The organism is Methylobacterium sp. J-001, assembly GCF_022829565.1.
Taxonomy (GTDB): Bacteria; Pseudomonadota; Alphaproteobacteria; order Rhizobiales; family Beijerinckiaceae; genus Methylobacterium.
In genome coordinates, this window is the sequence record NZ_JAKSYN010000043.1 from 24,965 (window position 1) to 43,247 (window position 18,283).

The window sequence follows — 18,283 nt, forward strand, 5'->3', positions numbered from 1 at the left end:
ATTCGCGTTCGCACTTAGAAAATGTTGGTCAATGGCATCGCTTCCACTGAAAGCCGCGGTCGCCGGCAGTCTTTCGCTGGCATTCGTCTTCGCCGGCGGAACGGCGTTTCTGACCCAACGCATCGATGCCGCGTTTGAAGAACAGACGGCCAAGATCCAGTCCGAGACCCTGTCGAACGAGGCGCGCGAGGTTCGCGCGCAACTGGCCGCGGCGGCCGAGACGGCAGAAAGCCTCGCGGTCGCGACCGCGGCCCTGCGGGCGAGTGGAATCCAGGATCGCGCGGCCTACGATGCCGTTGTCCACGATTTGCTGCGCGCCAATCCCCATCTTCTCGCCACTTGGACCGGCTGGGAGCCGGACGCGCTCGATGGTCGCGACAAGGACTTTGCCGGCACGGCTTCATCGGACGCGACAGGTCGCTTCCTGCCCTACTGGAATCGCGGCACGGGTGAGATCAAGCGCGAGGTGCTCACCGGATACGATACCGAGGCGGATGGTGCCTACTACCTGCTGCCGAAGCGGCTCAACCGTCCGGTCGCCATCGAGCCCTATATATATCCCGTAGCCGGCCAAAAGCTGACGATCATGTCGTTCGGCGCACCGATCACGGTTGATGGGACGTATCGGGGCACGGCCGGCATCGACCTGGACCTCGGCTCCCTCAACGCCGCGTTGAACGTAGTGAAGCCGTTCGGCACCGGCTACCTGGCCGTGGTTTCGGCGAGCGGGATCAGCGTCGCGCATCCGACCGGCGAGGCCGCCGGAAAACCGCTCCGGACCGTCGATGCCTCCGCAGCCGATGCCGCGAAGGCGGCGATCGCCGCGGGATCCCATGTCGTGGTCGATGCGGCAGGCCCGGACGGCGCGCTGTGGCGCTACATGTCGGAGCCGATACAGGCCGGCGGTACTCAGGATCGTTGGGCGGTGGTGGCCGCCGTGCCTGTCCGGACGCTGACGGCCGCCGCTGATCAGGCACGGACGATGCTCATCGGCATCTCGCTCCTGTGCGTGCTGATCGGCTGCGCTGTCCTGGTTGGCGTGCTGCACAGGATGGTCGGGACGCCGATCCGCGCTCTCGGGGCGGCCATCGGCGATATGGCCGGCGGTAATTATGAGGCGAGCGTGCCCGAGGCCCGGCGCTCGGATGAGGTCGGGATCGTCGGGCAGGCGGTCCTGAAGCTGCGGGACGGGCTGCGCCGGCAAGCCGACACCGACGCCCTCGACAAGGCCGCCGCCCAGGCTGCCACCGAGGCGGAGCGCAAGAAGGCAATGGCGACGCTGGCGAGTGAGTTCGAACGGGCGGTGGGCGGCATCGTCGAGACGGTCACGGCCGCCGCGAACGAGCTTCAGGCCACGGCCCAGAGCCTATCCGGCACGGCCAGCGATACCGCCGTGCAGTCGACCACTGCCGCAGCCGCAGCCGAAGAGGCGGCGTCGAATGTCGGCGCCGCAGCCTCGGCGGCCGAGGAGCTAGGCACGTCGGTCCAGGAGATCGGCCGGCAGGTCCACGGCTCGGCCCAACTCGCCCAGGCCGCGGCCGCAGAGGCCTCGCACACGGTGGAGTTGGTGCAGGAGCTGAGCACGGCGGTGACGACGATCGGGGACGTAGTGACGCTGATCACGAATATCGCGGCCCAGACGAACCTGCTGGCGCTCAACGCCACGATCGAGGCGGCCCGGGCCGGGGAGGCCGGTCGCGGCTTCGCCGTCGTTGCCGCCGAGGTCAAGGAACTGGCCAATCAGACTGCCAAGGCGACGGAAGCAATCGCCGGCCAGATCGCGCGCATCCAGGGTTCGACCGGCGAGGCGGTGACGGCGATCGGCACGATCTCGGCGCGCATCGACGAGATCAACGGCGTCGCCGCCACGATCGCGGCCGCGGTCGAGCAGCAGGGCGCTGCAACCCAGGAGATCGTCCGCAACGTCACGCAGGCCGCCTCGGGAACGGGCGAGGTGACGACCAACATCACCCGGGTCGCCGACGCCGCCGAGATGACCGGCGCGGCCGCGAGCCAGGTCCTTACCTCAGCCTCCGAGCTGTCGCGTCAATCCGACCAGCTGAACGCCGAGGTGAACCGCTTCCTCGGCACTGTGCGGGCGGCCTGAGGGGCCAAGCTTTCTCGCCGGCGCTCTTGCCTTTTTCATCGCGCCCATAGGGACCACGGCCGGTCGCACGTGGCCGGGTGAGGCGCGTGTCCCCTCTTCCGTGCAGGAGAGGGCTCGCGTCGCGACCTTCTTAAGCCGATGTATGGATGCGGTAGCCCTCTTCGGTAGAGAGGGCGCGCGTGATCCCCTTACTGGACTGTCCACCCGCACCGCGGATGAGACCAATCCCCGCCCCAAGATCCGCACGCCCCCGCGCGCGCCCCGATCAAGCCGGGCTCCCGGGCCTACCCGTTCTTGCGCGCGACGATGAACACCCTCGGGAAGGACAGCAGACGCCGTCCGTCGCTGCGGCGCGGGTAGCCCGATCCGATCGCAGCCTCATAGGCGGCGAGGAAGCTGCCTGTCTGGTCCGGGTCCAGCAGATCGAGGAATGGACGCAGTCCGGTTGCCCTGACCCAGGCCACGATGGCGGCGGCATCTGCCATCGGGTGGTGATAGGCGGTGCGCCAGACATCCACGTCGGCGGCGAGCGGCGCCAGCAAATCGTAATACCGGGCCGGTTCGAGCATGCGTCCGAGGCGCCCGGCCAACGCCGGATCGCCGATCGCCTCGGCCCAGGGCCCGGACGCGGCGGTCTCGCGCATCAGGCGGTGCGACGGCTCAGCGAGGTTGTCCGGCATCTGGACGGCCAGCACGCCGCCCGGCGCCAGCAGATCGAACAGCCGAGGCAGAAGCACCGGATGGTCCGGCAACCATTGCAACACGGCGTTGGCGTAGATCAGGTCCGGTGCCCGTTCGGGCGCCCAGGTCGCGGCGTCGGCGAGCGCGAAGGCGAGACCGGGCAGCCGGGCTCGGGCGCTCTCCAGCATCGCCGGCGAGGTGTCGAGGCCGATCACCTCCGCCTCCGGGAAGCGCGCCGCGATCAAGGCCGTGGAATTGCCGGGGCCGCAGCCGAGATCGTAGGCGAGGCATGGCTCTGTGAGCGGCACGCGCGCCAGGAGTTCGGCCGCCGGGCGGGTGCGCTCGTCCTCGAAGCGGGTGTAGAGGGCAGGGTTCCAATCGGTCATCGTGCTCCCCTTCTGCTCTGTGGTCAGCAGCCCAGCTGGTCGGCCAGCTCCGTCAGGTCCCGGGCCGCGTAGGTCACCGGGATGCTGGGCGCGGTCTCGCCGCCAGCCGGCCCGTGCTCGTGGGGCCGAGCGATGTGAGCGGTGGACAGGCCGTGGCTCGCCGCCGCCACGAGATCGTTCGAATGGGCGGCCACCATCAGGGTTTCTGCGGGGGCGAAGCCGAAAGCCGCCACCGCGTCGCGGTAGAGCGCGGGCTTCGGCTTGTAGTCGCGGGAATAGCCGGCGCCCAGGATCGCGTCGAAGATCAGGCCGTTGCGCCGGGCGAGGTCGGCCATCAGCCGGACATGGCCGTTCGAGTTCGGCGCCAGGAGGTACCGCTCCCGCAGCCGGCGCATCGCGTCCGGCACGTCCGGCCAGGCGTCGAGCCGGTGCCAGGCCTGGACCAGCTCCCGCCGCACATCCTCGGGCACACCGGCGATGCCGAACTGCGCCAGCACGTCGGGCAGGGATTCCGCCTGCAGAGTGTCGAGATCGACGAAGGGCCGGGCGCCGGAGCGCACAATCTCCATCTAGGGATTGTAGCGGCCGCGCCAGGCATCCGCGAAGGTACCAGCATCCAGGGCTGGCGCGTAGGCGCAGAGCAGGCGCGCGGCCTCCCGGGCGACCCCGGAGCGCCAGTCGACGAGCGTCCCGAAGACGTCGAAGACGAGCGCCCGGATCGTCACCGCACCGCCTGAAGGTTTGGGCTCCGGCGGACGAAGCCGACGATGTCCTTCACCGCGTCGAGGGTCTGGGCGGCGATCGTCTCGGCCCGCCCGGCGCCGTCGGCCAGAACGGCGTCGATATGGCCGGGATCGGCGGTCAGCCGGCGCATCTCACCAGCGATCGGTGCGAGATTGGTCACCGCGAGATCGGCCAGCGCCGGCTTGAAGGTGGAGAATTGCGCCCCGCCGAAATCACGCAGTACCGCCTCGCGGGTGATGCCGGCGAGCGCCGCGTAGATCCCGACGAGGTTGTCGGCTTCCGGTCGCTCCTTGAGCCCCGCGATCTCGGAGGGCAACGGCTCCGAATCGGTCTTCGCCCGCCGGATCTTCTGGGCGATGGTGTCGGCCTCGTCGGTGAGGTTGATGCGCGCGTTGTCGGACGGGTCCGACTTCGACATCTTCTTCGATCCATCCCGCAGCGACATGACCCGCGCCGCCGGGCCACCGATCAGCGGCTCGGTGATCGGGAAGAACGCATCGCCATGGCCATGGGCCGCGATCGATTTCGAGAAGTCGGTGTTGAACTTCTGGGCGATGTCCCGGGTCAGCTCCAGATGCTGCTTCTGGTCCTCGCCCACGGGGACATGGGTGGCGCGGTAGGCCAGGATGTCGGCCGCCATCAGCACCGGGTAATCGTAGAGCCCAATCGAGGCGTTCTCCCGGTCCTTGCCGGCCTTCTCCTTGAACTGGGTCATGCGGTTCAGCCAGCCCAGCCGCGCGACGCAGTTGAACACCCAGGCGAGCTCGGCGTGCTGAGGCACCTGGCTCTGGTTGAACACGATCGAGCGCTTCGGATCGATGCCGGCGGCCAGAAATGCGGCCGTGACTTCGCGGATCTGGCCGCGCAGGGCCTCCGGGTCCTGCCAGACGGTGATCGCGTGCATGTCGACCACGCAGTACAGGCACTGCGCCTCGCGTGCCTGCATCTCCACGAAGCGTTTTACCGCCCCAAGGTAATTGCCCAGATGCAGGTTGCCGGTGGGCTGGACGCCCGAGAAGACCAATTCGGTGAACGCGGCCATCGGCGCCGATCCTGAAAACGAAGACGCCGGGGCTCCGCGCCTGCCGGGCGCGGGGTTACTCGCACCCGCGGCCCGGACCGGTCAAGGATGCCGTCACGGCTCCCGCGCACCGACGGCTGCGCTCGGGCAGAGATCGACCAGGACGCAGCGCCCGCAGGCCGGGCGGCGATGATGGCAGACCTGCTGGCCATGCAGCATCAGGATCTCGTGATTGTCGTAGAGATCCTGCGCGCTCCAGTCGGCGGGAAGCTGCGCCCGCAGGATCGCGTGCGAGGGCCCGACATCGACCCGGGGCCCAATCAGGCCGAGGCGCTGGGCGACCCGGTGGTGGTGGCTGTCCACCGGCAGGGCCGGCATCCGCAGGGTTGAGAACGACAGCACCGCCGCGCTGGTCTTGGGGCCGATCCCGGGGATCGCCTCCAGCCACGCGCGGGCCGCCGCGACATCCATGTCGCCCAGGAAGGCGAGGTCGAGGCTGCCGCACCGTTCCCGCACGGCGACCAGAACCTCGCGGATCCGTGGCGCCTTGAGTTCCGGCCAGGTCACCCCGGCGATCGCCGCCTCGATCTCCGGCACCTCCGCGTCGATCACCGCCTCCCAATCTGGGAAGCGGGCGCGCAGAGCCTTGAAGGCCCGGCCGGACTCGGCGTTGCGGGTCCGGTGCGAGAGCAGCGACGAGACCAGCTCGCTCAGCGGATCGAGACTATGAAAGTACGGGATTGGGCAGCCATAGACCGGGCAGAGCCGAGCATGGATGGCCAGCGCCTTGTCGGCAACCGCCGGATCGCCCGGTAGCGAGGCGGTCCGGCGGCGCGATGGCGGCGTGGAGGTGATTGGAAATAGGGAGGTCGGCATGCTCGATGAATCCGCGAGCCGCCACCACTGTTCCAGGTTGCCGAATACAGCGGCGATCTGTCCCCTCGGCCTGAACGGTACAGGCTTGGCCGGTGATTACTTCACCAGCGCAAAAATATTCACGTCGAGATTGTCGTCGGTGCCGTCCTTCAAGTCGGTGGCGTATTCCTCCACGAAGCGGTCCTGGACGACGATGTCCTTGGCGTCGAGATAGGCCGTCAGCGTCTCGTAGGTGCTGTCGATCGATTCGTAGGAGCCCCGGTGGGGGAAGCGAAGGGCCTTGCCGGAGGGGGTCGTCCCGAAGCGCAGCCCGTCTGTCTCGGTAGGCGCCGGGTTCGGGGCGGCGGCCACCGGGATCATCGCCTCGAACTCGAAACCGTCATCGTCGGTGCGGGTGAAGACCGCCAGCGGCCGGCCCGCGGGGGCGATGCCGAGCTTGGCGAGATCCGCCTCGATCCGCGTGAAAGCCTGGGTCAGGTTGACGATGGCCTCTTCCCACTTGGTCTTGCCCGAGACGATCGCGGCGGGCTTGGCCGGCAGGGTGACCTCGTCGACGTCGCCGGGCTCGCCCGGCTTTTCGATGAGGGTCGGACGCCCGGGCGTGCCCACCGCCGCCTGGCCTGCAGGGGGCGGCGCAATAGCTTGCTGGGGCGCCGGAGCCGCGCTCTTGGTCGGGTCGGCAACCGGGTTGGGCGCCGTGGTGGTCGGCAGCGGGCTGGTCTGAGCGGGCGCCGGCGCGGTGGAGGGCGGTGGCGCGGGCTGCTGCTGCGCGGCCAGCGGGCCGCCGGCGGCGAGGATCAGCGCGGTCGAGAAGGCGACGAGGGCACGAAGGCGGATCACGGGTGGCGCTCCGGTCGGGTCCCGGCGGATCGTCGCGTGGGCTCCCGCCGGCTAACCTAATGGCGATCCCGTCGGCCTGCGAGGGCGCGCACCACGAGAGCCGCGGGTGCGGCGCATCTGCCACGCTGGCGGCCCCCCTCGCGTCGGACGAACGGGTTTGCCATATAGCCGCTTCATCCCCTCAAAGCTTCTGGCCGCATGAGCGCACTCGCCCATAGACGCTTCCTGAAGATGCACGGTGCCGGCAACGCGATTGTGGTGCTGGACCTGCGCGGCTCGACCGCCAAAGTCCGGCCCGAGGAGGCCCGGGCGATCGCGCAGGATCCCGGCTCGCGCTTCGACCAGCTGATGGTGCTGCACGATCCCGTGAGCGCGGGCACCGACGCGTTCATGCGGATCTACAACACCGACGGCTCGGAATCCGGCGCTTGCGGCAACGGCACCCGCTGCGTCGCCTACGCGATGCTCGACGACCCCGCCATGGCCCGCCCCGCCGAGGGCGGAAGGCTGGTCCTGGAAACCGCAACCGGGCGGGTTGGCGTGCGCCGGATCTCGGAGCGCGCCTTCACGGTGGATATGGGCCGTCCAAAGCTCGCCTGGGACGAGATCCCCTTGTCGGAGCCCTTTCCCGACACGCGGCGGATCGAACTGCAGATCGGCCCGATCGACGATCCGATCCTGCACTCGCCAGCCGTCGTGAACATGGGCAACCCGCACGCGGTGTTCTTCGTGGACCGGGATCCCGCCTCCTTCGACCTTGCCCGGATCGGGCCGATGCTGGAGAACCACCCGCTCTTCCCCGAACGGGCTAATATCTCCATCGCCCAGGTGACCGAACGCGAGGCGATCACGTTGCGGGTCTGGGAGCGCGGCGCCGGGCTTACGCTCGCCTGTGGCACGGCTGCCTGCGCCACCGTCGTGGCAGCCTCGCGCCTTCGGATGATCGGCCGGCAGGCCAATGTCCGCCTCCCCGGGGGCGAGTTGTTCGTGGAATGGCGCGCCGACGACCACGTCCTGATGACCGGCCCGGTCGCGCTCGTCGCCGAGGGCACCCTGGCGCCGGAGCTGTTTGCCGGCGTCGCCTGATGGGCGTCGAGACCCTAACCTTCGGGTGCCGGCTCAACACGGTTGAGTCGGAAGCCCTGCGCGTCCACGCGGCGGCAGACGGGCGCGACCGGGTGGTGGTGAACACCTGCGCGGTGACCGAGGAAGCCGGCCGGCAGGCCCGCAAGGCGATCCGCCGGATCGCCCGGGAACGGCCCGGAACCGAGATCGTCGTCACCGGCTGTGGCGCCGAAGTCGAGACCGAAGCCTACGCGGCCATGCCCGAGGTGACGCGCCTCGTCGGCAATGCCGAGAAGCTCAGTTCCACGGGCTGGTCGCCCTCCGGCACCGGCCCGGGCGCCGTGATGACGGCCCGAACCATCGCGCCGACGCGGATCGACGCCGTCACCGGCCATACGCGGGCCTTCGTGCCGGTGCAGAATGGCTGCGACCATCGCTGCACCTTCTGCATCATCCCGTTCGGCCGCGGCACCTCGCGCTCGGTGCCGGTGGCCGACGTCATCGCGCAGGTCGAGACCATCGTGACCCATGGCGGCCGCGAGGTCGTCCTCACGGGTGTCGACCTCACGGCTTATGGCCGCGACCTGCCCGGACCGCCACTCGCCCTTGGGGGCCTGGTGCGGGCGATCCTCCGGGGCGTGCCGGAGCTGGCGCGCCTGCGCGTCTCCTCGATCGACTCGGTGGAGGCGGACGGCGCGCTGCTCGCGGCGCTCGCCGAGGAGGAGCGGCTGATGCCGCACCTGCACCTGTCCCTCCAGGCCGGCGACGACCTGATCCTCAAGCGGATGAAGCGCCGGCACAACCGCGCAGACGCGATCCGCTTCTGCGAGACGGTTCGCGACCTGCGCCCGGACGTGGTGTTCGGCGCGGACCTCATCGCGGGCTTCCCCACCGAGACCGAGGCGCAGTTCACTCGCTCCCTCGACCTCGTGGCCGAGTGCGGGCTGACGCATCTGCACGTCTTCCCCTATTCCCCCCGCCCCGGGACGCCTGCCGCCCGCATGCCCCCGGTGGCGGCCAATGCGATCCGCGACCGCGCCGCCCGCCTGCGCGAAGCCGGCGCGGACGCGTTGCGCCGGCATCTCGACGCTCAGGTCGGGCGCAGGCTGACGGTTCTGGCCGAGCGCGGCGGCACCGGCCGGAGCGCGGATTTCACGCCCGTGCGGCTGACCGGAGAGGTCGCGGCAGGGACGTTTCACGCGGTCTCAATCGCGGGGCATGATGGCACACGGCTGATCGCGGCTTGAGGCGCCCATCGCCTGACGCGTCCCGTTCCAGCCCCTCTCCTGCGGCGCGAACTGGGCGAGCCAGAACGTCCGTTCGATTGACGCAGCTGAGACCGCGCACGGTCCCGCCTTCGACACCCTGAGACGAGCTGGGGTCGGCTCTGCCGCCGCAGGGGCGCCGCTGACCAAAGCCTTGGTTTGGAAGCCGTATCAGACCGGCTTCGGCTCCGCCCGGGAGGCCCACACGGCCGTCAGCGCGCCGGCTACGATGAGCAGGCAGGCCAGCGCGAGCGCCGGGCTTGCGCTGGCATAGCCGCTCGCCACCAGGATCAGCGTCGACAAAACCGGCGCCGCATAGGCGGTGACCCCGAGCAGGCGGACGTCGCCGCGCTTGCAGCCGATATCCCAGAGATAGAACGCGGCGCCCACCGGCCCGATCCCGAGGAGCAGAACGGCGCCCCATTGCGTGGCATCCGCGGGCCAGACCGTCGTCTCGAAGGCCAGGTGACAGGCCAAATTCAGGGCCGCCGTGATGAGGCAGAACCCAGCGACCGCATCGGTCGGCACCTGACCGACCCGAGCCGACAACACCGAGTAGCCGGCCCACACGAAGGCCGCCGCCAGGGAGGCGGCGTAGCCGGGCAGCGCGCCGGCGGCAAAATCAAGGTTGCCCCTGCCGGCGAACAAGGCGGCCACGCCGGCCAGCCCCAGCGCCGCACCCGCGACGTGGCCCGCGCGCAGCCCGCCCGAGCCCGGCAGCCGGGCGGAGAACAGGACGATCAGCAGCGGCCAGAGATAGTTGATCAGCCCCGCCTCGGCCGGTGGGGCCAACCGCAGGGCGCTGAAATAGAGGGCGTGATAGCCGAACAGCCCGCCGACGCCGAGCAGCCAGACTGGCCAGGGCTGGAGCAGGGCCCGAGCCCGGGCCGGCCGAGCTATCCAGGTGAGGCAGCCGCACAGGCCGCCGACTAGGAACGTCATCGCGGCGAGCTGGAACGGTGGCACCGTCCCGGAGGCCGCGGTGAACAAGGCCAGCAGCGACCACAGCAGGATCGCGGCGAACCCCGCCAGGGTGGCTGCCGAGCGTGTGGTGGCTCGGCTGGAAGATGTAACTGTCCGGCTCATGGATCGCCGCTATCATGCCGGCGGTCGAGTCGGCGAGAGGGGTCACGACCCTGTCATCGCCGCGCTTTAGGGGCGGTTCAAACGGGAGATCTGTCGATGCGCGCGATCCTGGCCGTCCTTGGGCTGCTGCTTGCCGGAGGGGCGGCGTTGGCCGGCGAGGGCGTGCAGCTCGGTCCGCGGCCCTTCTACCTGGTCGACCAATTGAAGCCCGGGCCGCTGAAGGAGCACCTGGCCGCCTGCGGGATCGACCGGCCCTACACGCCGAGAACGTTTTCGATCTCGCACCGGGGGGCGCCGCTGATGTTCCCGGAGCATACCCGGGAGGGGGTGCTCGCCGCCTGTCGGATGGGCGCCGGGATCATCGAATGCGACGTGGCCTTCACGAAGGATCGCCAATTGGTCTGCCGGCACAGCCAGTGCGACCTGCATACGACGACCGACATCCTGGCCCGTCCGAACCTCGCGGCGAAATGCACGACAGGGTTCGAGCCCGCCGACCCGGCCACCGGCCGCAAGGCCTCCGCCAAGTGTTGTACCAGCGACTTGACGTTGGCCGAATTCAAGTCGCTCAACGGCAAGATGGATGCGGCCAACCCGGATGCCACCAATGTGGCCGCCTACATGAACGCGACGCCGCACTGGCGCACCGACCTCTACGCCTCCACCGGCACGCTGATGTCCCACAAGGAGTACATCGCCCTGGTCAAGGGAATGGGCCGCAAGTTCACCCCCGAACTGAAGGCGCCCCAGGTCCAGATGCCGTTCGAGGGGACCTACACCCAGGATCAATACGCCCAGCAGCTCATCGACGAGTACAAGCAGGCCGGTATTCCGGCCTCCGACGTCTATCCACAGAGCTTCCAGCTGAGGGATATCTTGTACTGGCTGGAGAAGGACCCGGAATTCGGTCGCCAAGCGATCTATCTCGACGACCGGGACGAGACCACCAAGGGCTTCGACCCGGAGAAGCCCGAGACCTGGAAGCCCGGCATGGCGGAGTTGACCGCCAAGGGCGTGAAGATCCTGGCGCCGCCGCTGTGGATGCTGGTCCGGCCGGGCCCCGAGGGCACTATCGAGCCCTCGACCTATGCCCGGGAGGCGAAGAAAGCCGGGCTCGGCCTGATCGCCTGGTCGCTGGAGCGGTCGGGACCGCTGAAAGAGGGCGGCGGATACTACTACCAGTCGATCAAGCCGGTGGTGACCGGCGATGGCGACATCCTGCGGTTGCTGGATGTGCTGCACGGGCAGGTCGGCGTGCTCGGCGTATTCTCGGACTGGCCGGCGACCACCACCTTCTACGCCAATTGCGTCGGCGCACCGTAGCTCAGTCGGCCCAGAGGGCGACCAGGGAGAACAGGCCGGCCATCAGAAAGTTGACCAGGAGGATAGCGGCGAGGATCAGGGCGAGCGTCATGGCGGCCTCGGGGGCGTGATTTCGGCGACGACAATGGGGAGCGTGACCGGCCAGCCTTCGAAGAATTGGGCCGGTCTTTCGGGGATCCCTTCGCATGGCCCGCGAAGGGAACCGGGTCAGAGCGGCGACAGCAGCTGCACGACGGCGGACAGGTCGTCGAACGTCAGCGGCGTCCAACCAAGCCACCGCCGGACCAGCACGTAGCTGAGGCCGAGCAGCAGCCCGCAGCCGACAACAGCCTTGGCAAACAACCCGAGATCGCCGGTTGCGAATCCGGTCGCGATGCCGACCAGGGCGGTGGTGACGAAGATGAGCCGGCCCGGATTCTTCGGGCCGCGGGTGATGATATCGGACATCGGGGATTCCTTGCGAGCCGGATCAGCGGGCGCGGCAGTTCGGGCCGAACCAGGTCATGGTCCGGCGGTCCAGGCCGCCTTCGGACGAGGCGCCGCAGACGGGAAAGCGCGGGTCGCCGCTGCGCTGCAGGCTCACCTGCTTGTAGAGATCCTGCTGGGCCTCGCGGCGGCGGGTCTGCTCGGCGAAGTGGGACTGCCAGTAGAGATCCCGGTTGGCCTGGGTCAGCGCGCGCTGCTGGTGGAGGTCCATCATGCACTGGGCAAAGGCATCGGTGCCGGGCTCGAACCCGAATTCGTAGCACTGGCCGTTATCCATCGCGTGCCGCTCCTGCGGGGTGACGCAGGCGGCAAGCCCCAGCGTGCAAGCTGCAGCGAGACCGAGCTTGGCGAGCATCGAGACGCCACGCGCCTTGCCGGTCCGGTCGGCGGAAAGAGTTTCACCGGTGCGGCGCGTGGTGAATGCGGTGTTCATCGTGTCGGGGCCTTCGTTTCTGCTGGCGCGAACAACCACGTCCGGCTGAAACGGGAGCTAACCCGGTCCGCTCAAATTGTTCGTGTGTCGGAACACGTGTGCGATTTCGTGCACCCGCACCCGCAATGCACAGATCCACATGCGGACCCGATGAATCTGCGGAGGAGAAAAGGATTCGTCAGGATTGCCCGGCCTGCGAAGTCTTCGCCGTCCGAAACCCTGGATTGGCCGGATGGCGTGCAGCGATTTGACGAGCCTCGGGGAGCGGTCTGGGATCGCGCGCTGCCCTGGGTTGCTTCGCTGCGCGCGCAATGACGGCTTGGGGAACGACGGCCTCGGTCAAAGATACCAATCCCGGTCTCATCCAATCCCCAGCCGCATCCTGAGGTGGAGGATTGGGTCAAGACCAGTCCAACAGGCTCCCCGCCCCCGATCGAAGCGGCGTCCGGCGCCGGTCACAAAAAACGCCGCACGGCCCGGCAGGGCGGCGCGGCGTTGGAGGTGAGCCGGGCGCCCCGCGGGGAACCGGACCCTGTCACACCCTTAAAAAATCAGACGAAGTGCTGGCCGCCGTTCACGGTCAGCGTCGAGCCGTTGATGAAGCCCGCCTCGTCGCTCGCCAGGTATTCCACCGCGTGGGCGATCTCTTCCGGCTTGCCGAGGCGGCCGGTCGGGATCGTGGCGATGATCTTGTTCCGGATGTCCTCCGGGACCGCCATCACCATGTCGGTGGCGATGTAGCCCGGTGCGATCACGTTGACCGTGATGCCCTTGGAGGCGCTCTCCTGGGCCAGCGCCTTGGCGAAACCGATCACGCCGGCCTTGGCGGCCGAGTAATTGGTCTGGCCAGCCTGGCCCTTCTGGCCGTTGATCGACGAGATGATGATGATCCGGCCGAAGCCGCGGCTGCGCATGCCCTCGATCACCGGCCGGGTGCAGGTGAACACCGAGTCCAGGTTGGTCTTGATGACCGCCTGCCACTTGGCGAAATCCATCTTGTGGAAGGCGCCGTCGCGGGTGATGCCGGCATTGTTGACCAGCACCTCGACCGAGCCGAGCTCGGCCTCGACCGCCGCGATGCCGGCCTGGCAGCTCTCGTAATCGCCGACGTCGAACTTGAAGACCGGGATCCCGGTCTCGCTCTTGAAGGCCTGGGCCGCCTCATCGTTGCCGGCGTAATTGGCCGCGACCCGGTAGCCCTTGGCCTGCAAGCCCTTCGAGATCGCGGCGCCGATGCCGCGCGTGCCGCCCGTGACGAGTGCGACGCGTCCTTGAGCCATTGTTGTTTCCTCCTGTTTCGCATCACCTGATGCCGCGTGCGGATGGCGTCCGCACGCGATTTTTTCTGAGTTACGTCTCAAGTCTATATTGGTGGAGAACCTGGCGTTACAAAACGATCACGGCCGCTCGACGCACATCGCGACGCCCATGCCGCCGCCGATGCACAGCGTGGCGAGGCCCTTCTTGGCATCGCGCCGCTTCATTTCGTGCAGCAGGGTGACGAGGACACGGGCGCCGGAGGCGCCGATCGGGTGGCCGATGGCGATGGCGCCGCCGTTGACGTTCACCTTCGCGTCATCCCAGCCCATATCCTTGTTCACCGCCAGCGCCTGAGCCGCGAAGGCCTCGTTGGCCTCGATCAGGTCGAGGTCGGAGGGCTTCCAGCCGGCCTTCTCCAGGGCCTTGCGGGAGGCCGGGATCGGTCCGGTGCCCATCACCTTCGGGTCGACGCCCGCCGTCGCCCAGGACTTGATCGTGGCCAGCGGCGTGAGCCCGCGCCGCTCCGCCTCGGAGGCCGACATCAGCACCAGCGCCGCGGCGCCGTCGTTGAGGCCGGAGGCGTTGGCGGCGGTGACCGTGCCCTCCTTGGAGAAGGCCGGCTTCAGCTTGGCCATCGCCTCCATGGTGGCGCCGTCGCGGATGTACTCGTCCGTGTCGACGACCGTGTCGCCCTTCTTGCCGGGGATCGTGACGGGCACGATCTCGTCCTTGAACCGGCCTTCCTTGCGGGCGGCCTCGGCCTTGTTCTGCGAGCGGGTGGCGAACTGGTCCTGCTGCTCGCGGGTGAGCTGGAAGGCCTGGGCCACGTTCTCGGCGGTCTGGCCCATGTGGTAGCCATTGAAGGCGTCCCAGAGCCCGTCCTTGATCATCGTGTCGACGAGCTTGATGTCGCCCATCTTCTGGCCGCCGCGCAGGTACTGGGCGTGGGGCGAAAGGGACATCGATTCCTGGCCGCCGGCCACGATCACCTTGGCGTCGCCGTTGGCGATCTGCTGCATGCCGATGGCCACCGTGCGCAGGCCCGAGCCGCAGACCTGGTTGAGGCCCCAGGCGGTGGCCTTCTCGGGGATGCCGGCCTTGATCGCGGCCTGGCGGGCGGGGTTCTGGCCGGCGCCGGCGGTGAGCACCTGGCCGAAGATCACCTCGTCCACGTCATCGGGGGACACGTTGGCGCGCTCAAGGGCGGCCTTGATCGCGGTGGCGCCGAGGTCGTGGGCCGGCACCGCCCCGAAGGCGCCGCCGAACGACCCGACCGCCGTGCGTGCGGCCCCGACGATGACGATCTCTTCGCTGCCTGCCATGTGAACGTTCTCCTCTCACGAGCCGGCGCGCCTCCTCGGTCCGGGCGCGCTCTTAAAGCCGGTGATGGGATGAAGGGCCTGGGGTCGGCGAAGTCAAGGATCGACCCTCGACGGTGAAAATCCCACGATGACGCGACTGCGAGACTGAAATGACCCATGCACAGTCGACACCCGGCATTATTCTGCGTTGAAGACGTGCAGTTTGCTGTTTTCTGCGCCTGTGGAAGGCTTTAAGGTTCGTGCTGCGGGCGCGAAGACGACCACCGCCGGGCCGCGCCGCGCGTGCCTGCAAAGCCCCAGAGTCCCGAGAGTCCAGAAAGGCCGTTCCCGATGGCGGATACCGTCAAGGCCACCCAGACCGTCATCAAGAAATACGCCAATCGGCGCCTGTATCACACGGGCACGTCGACCTACGTGACGCTGGAGGACCTCGCCACGATGGTCCAGAACGGCGAGGATTTCGTCGTCTACGATGCGCGCGCGGGGGACGACATCACCCGCTCGGTGCTGACGCAGATCATCTTCGAGCAGGAAAACAAGGCGGGCGCCGAGAACCTGCTGCCGGTGGCGTTCCTGCGCCAGCTGATCCGCTTCTACGGCGACAGCATGCGCACCATGGTGCCGAGCTTCCTGGAATTCTCGATGGCGAATTTCGCCAAGGACCAGGACGGCCTGCGCGAGAAATTCGCCCACAGCTTCGGACCGGCCGCGTTCCAGAATGCGATCGAGCAATCGGTGCGGACCAACATGACCTTCTTCGGCGACGCCATGAAGATGTTCACGGGCTTCACGCCGCCCGCCGCGGGCACGCAGCCCCCTGCCCCGCCGGCCGCGCCGGCTTCCTTTGCCGGCGGCGAGCTCGACGATCTCAAGCGGCAGATGCTGGAGATGCAGCAGCGGCTCGAGGCGCTCGCTAAAAAGTGACATTGGTTGTGCCAAAACCAATCACGGCGGGCGTCTCTACGCGTTTTCGATAAGTTGACGAACCCTTAACGGCGGTCCCACGTTTGCAACACGGGCACGGAAACGTGCGGAGGGTGTCGCAATGGCGCGGATCGGGACAGTCGGCCGGACCGGTGCAAGCTGGAGCAGGACCGCGCGACAGGCGGGCGCTGCTGCCGGCCCGGTCGGGTCGGTCGAGGAGATCCCGCCGGTCCGGGCTTTGGTGGTGCTGGATGGGGGGCGGCGTGAGGCGCACGCGTCGATCGTGGCGACGGATCGATTCGAGGGGGGCCGCGCCTCGGCGGGCTTCGTCGCGCAATTGCTGATCGCCAGCGACCCGACCCTCACGCCGTCGCGACTGGAACGGACGAAAGCGGCCGCGGCACGCTATGCCGAGACCGCGCGCCGGCTCGCATGATGTGTCTTTGATTATTCGCGCCGTGATTGCGAGCGCAGCGAAGCAACCCAGTGAACCGTCACGCGAGGAGATCGCGCGCCGGCCCTAGTTTGATGCGCTGCGCTCGCAATGACAGTATGCGGGATGCAAGCCTGACGGCGCATCCAAATCACGCCGCTCATCCTGAGATGCTGCGCAGCAGCCTCGAAGGAGCCCTCCAGGGATCACGGAGACGTCTGGAGGACTCCTTCGAGGCTCGCTGCGCTCACACTTCAGGATGAGGGCGAGGGTCGGAACGACGAAGGGTCGAACCGAGTCCGAAGCTTACGCCTCGGCCGACTTAACCTTCAGAACCTGACGGCCGCGATACATGCCGGTCTTCAGGTCGATGTGGTGGGGACGGCGCAGCTCGCCCGAATCCTTGTCCTCGACATAGGTCGGCGCCTTGAGGGCGTCGGCCGAGCGGCGCATGCCGCGGCGGGAGGGGGAGGTCTTTCGCTTCGGAACGGCCATGACAGAAATCCTTCGTGACGCCGCGGGCAAAGCGGCGCGCGGGCGGCTCCTCGATCGAGGATCGCCTCGCACACCGCGGGATACGGATGAGGGCGCGCTTATAGCGTCGGCGCCCGCCGCTGGCTAGAGGCGCCGCACCACAACCGTTAAGCCCGGGTTCAAGTCGCGGAGCCCAGATCTCTCCGACGGCACCGCAGAGCGGGCCGCCCCCTCGGGAGAACCGCCATGGCTTCCTCCAAAAAGACCTTCGCCTTCCTCGTCCTGCTCTCGAGCCTGATGGCGGTGCCCGCCCTGGCGCAGGCGCCGCAGACCGCGAGCCCCGCAACGCCGACCGCCCCCGCCAAGCCGATGGCGCCGAGCGCCCCCGTCGCCGGGTCGCCCAACGCCGCCAAGGGCGCCCTGATCGACCTCAACAGCGCCAGCGCCGCCGAGCTCGACGCCCTGCCGGGCATCGGCGCCGCCCGCTCGGCCGCGATCATCAAGGGCCGCCCCTATCGCGGCAAGGATGACCTCGTGTCCAAGAAGATCATCCCGCAGAGCGTCTATGACGGGATCAAGGACAAGGTCATCGCGAAGCAGAAGTAGCGGCTTACTCGGCGATCGCGCCCTGGGGCATGGAGAAGCCCGGGGGCGCCTTCTCGGCCGCCTTCGGGGCCGCGCGCTTGACCGGAGCCTTCTTCTTGGCCTGGGGCTTCGGCGCCGCCTTGACCGCCGGGGCATCCTGGCAGGCGCGGAACGTGAGCTGGGCCAGGGTCGAGCCTTCCTCGGTGACGATGGCGATCGGGTCCGCCAGGGTCGGCAGGGACGGCTCCCAACGGATCGGCCCGCCCAGCATCGCCTCGATGGTGGCCGGGGCCGTGCCGCGCCGCAGGCTGGTGAAATCGGGCCCGTACGCGGTCGCGACCTTGCCGGCGATCACGACCTGCAGAACTTCGTTCACCTCCGGGGTGAGCGGCCGGAGCGGATTCGTCGTCTTCACCTGCCCGGCCCGGGTGACCACCATGGTGAAGCCCTTGCCGCCCTCGTAGCGCGCCGCCCGGGTCCCGCAGGGCTGCTCGGCCGGCGGAGCGGCGGCCGGGGTGGGATCGGGCGCCGGAGCGGGCTCGGCTAGCGCCGGAGCGACCGGAGCCGGGGGAACCTGAGCCGGCGGTTGAGAAGCCGGTGCCGCGAGCGCCGCCGGGGCGGCCAGGAGGGCGAGCATCAGACGCGCCGTGCCGGGGATCACAGCTCTCATCGCCCGGAATCCGGTGCTTCGGGATGCGGCGGCGCGATCCGCACCGTCCGCGCGGGGGCTGGGATCGCGTTCAGGTCGAACGACTCCACATCCAGCAGGCGCGGATCCAGCACATCGGCCTGCCGGTCGATCGGGCTCCGCTGCGGTCCGAGGGTGCCGATCAGAAGGTGCTCGTCCTCGACGTCGAGTTCGGAGCCCATGCGCAGCGGCTCGCGCCGGCCGCGGGCGGCCATGGCGATGACCGCGACCCCGGCCACGACACAGATCAGGACGGCCAGGATGATCAGCAGGCGCTCCATGAG

General features: G+C 68.8%; 19 protein-coding genes and 1 pseudogene. 7 read left to right on the forward strand and 13 right to left on the reverse strand.

All coding sequences use genetic code 11. The features are described from left to right. Positions 1-31: 31 nt before the first annotated feature. On the forward strand, positions 32-2,107 hold the full coding sequence (locus tag MKK65_RS04565; protein ID WP_243955788.1) for a methyl-accepting chemotaxis protein: 2,076 nt from the start codon (positions 32-34) through the stop codon (positions 2,105-2,107). Positions 2,108-2,391: 284 nt separating this feature from the next. Here the strand turns inward: MKK65_RS04565 and tam are convergent, their stop codons facing one another. The 5 genes and pseudogenes from tam to MKK65_RS04590 form a co-directional block, all read right to left on the reverse strand. Then, positions 2,392-3,174: a trans-aconitate 2-methyltransferase gene (gene tam, locus MKK65_RS04570; protein ID WP_243955790.1), complete on the reverse strand. Its 783-nt coding sequence runs from the start codon at positions 3,172-3,174 to the stop codon at positions 2,392-2,394. 23 nt (positions 3,175-3,197) lie between these two features. Further along, positions 3,198-3,899, reverse strand: a pseudogene (locus MKK65_RS04575) (haloacid dehalogenase type II). Next, positions 3,896-4,960 carry a tryptophan--tRNA ligase gene (gene trpS, locus MKK65_RS04580; RefSeq protein WP_243955799.1) on the reverse strand — a complete coding sequence of 355 codons (1,065 nt, stop codon included), beginning with the start codon at positions 4,958-4,960 and terminating at the stop codon, positions 3,896-3,898. Before trpS ends, MKK65_RS04575 begins: the two are co-directional and overlap by 4 nt. A 93-nt stretch (positions 4,961-5,053) precedes the next feature. Further along, entirely contained in the window at positions 5,054-5,815 is a 762-nt protein-coding gene (nth, locus tag MKK65_RS04585; RefSeq protein ID WP_058193947.1) for an endonuclease III domain-containing protein, read from the reverse strand. A 96-nt stretch (positions 5,816-5,911) separates the two neighbouring features. Further along, positions 5,912-6,655, reverse strand: coding sequence for a GyrI-like domain-containing protein (locus tag MKK65_RS04590; RefSeq protein ID WP_058193948.1), 744 nt, complete (start codon positions 6,653-6,655; stop codon positions 5,912-5,914). 198 nt (positions 6,656-6,853) lie between these two features. Here MKK65_RS04590 and dapF point away from each other — a divergent pair, with 198 nt between their 5' ends. Continuing rightward, the gene (dapF, locus tag MKK65_RS04595) at positions 6,854-7,741 is read left to right on the forward strand and encodes a diaminopimelate epimerase (RefSeq protein ID WP_058193949.1); all 888 of its coding nucleotides are present in this window, start codon (positions 6,854-6,856) and stop codon (positions 7,739-7,741) included. Next, positions 7,741-8,967, forward strand: a complete 1,227-nt coding sequence (gene mtaB / locus MKK65_RS04600; RefSeq protein ID WP_243955801.1) for a tRNA (N(6)-L-threonylcarbamoyladenosine(37)-C(2))-methylthiotransferase MtaB — start codon at positions 7,741-7,743, stop codon at positions 8,965-8,967. The genes dapF and mtaB overlap by 1 nt, the downstream gene beginning before the upstream one ends. A 189-nt stretch (positions 8,968-9,156) precedes the next feature. Here the strand turns inward: mtaB and MKK65_RS04605 are convergent, their stop codons facing one another. After that, positions 9,157-10,071: a DMT family transporter gene (locus MKK65_RS04605; protein ID WP_243955803.1), complete on the reverse strand. Its 915-nt coding sequence runs from the start codon at positions 10,069-10,071 to the stop codon at positions 9,157-9,159. A 96-nt stretch (positions 10,072-10,167) separates the two neighbouring features. Between MKK65_RS04605 and MKK65_RS04610 the strand changes: the two genes are divergently transcribed. Beyond that, a complete protein-coding gene (locus tag MKK65_RS04610) occupies positions 10,168-11,394 on the forward strand; it encodes a glycerophosphodiester phosphodiesterase family protein (protein ID WP_243955805.1) in 1,227 nt (408 codons plus the stop codon). A 207-nt stretch (positions 11,395-11,601) separates the two neighbouring features. On the opposite strand, the gene MKK65_RS04615 is transcribed toward MKK65_RS04610, so the two are convergent. From MKK65_RS04615 to MKK65_RS04630, 4 genes are all read right to left on the reverse strand, one after another. Next, a complete protein-coding gene (locus MKK65_RS04615) occupies positions 11,602-11,841 on the reverse strand; it encodes a hypothetical protein (RefSeq protein ID WP_243955807.1) in 240 nt (79 codons plus the stop codon). A gap of 22 nt (positions 11,842-11,863) precedes the next feature. Next, the gene (locus tag MKK65_RS04620) at positions 11,864-12,313 is read right to left on the reverse strand and encodes a hypothetical protein (RefSeq protein ID WP_243955809.1); all 450 of its coding nucleotides are present in this window, start codon (positions 12,311-12,313) and stop codon (positions 11,864-11,866) included. A gap of 551 nt (positions 12,314-12,864) precedes the next feature. Continuing rightward, positions 12,865-13,593 carry an acetoacetyl-CoA reductase gene (gene phbB, locus MKK65_RS04625; RefSeq protein ID WP_243955811.1) on the reverse strand — a complete coding sequence of 243 codons (729 nt, stop codon included), beginning with the start codon at positions 13,591-13,593 and terminating at the stop codon, positions 12,865-12,867. Between the two features lie 117 nt (positions 13,594-13,710). Then, positions 13,711-14,895: an acetyl-CoA C-acetyltransferase gene (locus MKK65_RS04630; protein ID WP_243955813.1), complete on the reverse strand. Its 1,185-nt coding sequence runs from the start codon at positions 14,893-14,895 to the stop codon at positions 13,711-13,713. Between the two features lie 330 nt (positions 14,896-15,225). Here MKK65_RS04630 and phaR point away from each other — a divergent pair, with 330 nt between their 5' ends. Continuing rightward, complete coding sequence (gene phaR, locus MKK65_RS04635) at positions 15,226-15,819, forward strand: polyhydroxyalkanoate synthesis repressor PhaR (protein ID WP_243955815.1); 594 nt, start codon at positions 15,226-15,228, stop codon at positions 15,817-15,819. A 121-nt stretch (positions 15,820-15,940) separates the two neighbouring features. After that, positions 15,941-16,255, forward strand: a complete 315-nt coding sequence (locus MKK65_RS04640; protein WP_243955817.1) for a hypothetical protein — start codon at positions 15,941-15,943, stop codon at positions 16,253-16,255. A 303-nt stretch (positions 16,256-16,558) separates the two neighbouring features. On the opposite strand, the gene rpmF is transcribed toward MKK65_RS04640, so the two are convergent. After that, positions 16,559-16,747 (reverse strand): 50S ribosomal protein L32, encoded by a 189-nt coding sequence (gene rpmF / locus MKK65_RS04645; protein WP_003601373.1) that lies wholly within the window; start codon positions 16,745-16,747, stop codon positions 16,559-16,561. A gap of 225 nt (positions 16,748-16,972) precedes the next feature. Between rpmF and MKK65_RS04650 the strand changes: the two genes are divergently transcribed. Next, complete coding sequence (locus MKK65_RS04650) at positions 16,973-17,332, forward strand: ComEA family DNA-binding protein (protein WP_243955819.1); 360 nt, start codon at positions 16,973-16,975, stop codon at positions 17,330-17,332. 4 nt (positions 17,333-17,336) lie between these two features. On the opposite strand, the gene MKK65_RS04655 is transcribed toward MKK65_RS04650, so the two are convergent. Together MKK65_RS04655 and MKK65_RS04660 are read right to left on the reverse strand one after the other, a co-directional pair. Next, positions 17,337-17,981: a hypothetical protein gene (locus tag MKK65_RS04655; RefSeq protein ID WP_243955821.1), complete on the reverse strand. Its 645-nt coding sequence runs from the start codon at positions 17,979-17,981 to the stop codon at positions 17,337-17,339. Next, positions 17,978-18,280, reverse strand: coding sequence for a hypothetical protein (locus MKK65_RS04660; protein WP_243955829.1), 303 nt, complete (start codon positions 18,278-18,280; stop codon positions 17,978-17,980). Before MKK65_RS04660 ends, MKK65_RS04655 begins: the two co-directional genes overlap by 4 nt. Positions 18,281-18,283 lie beyond the last annotated feature (3 nt).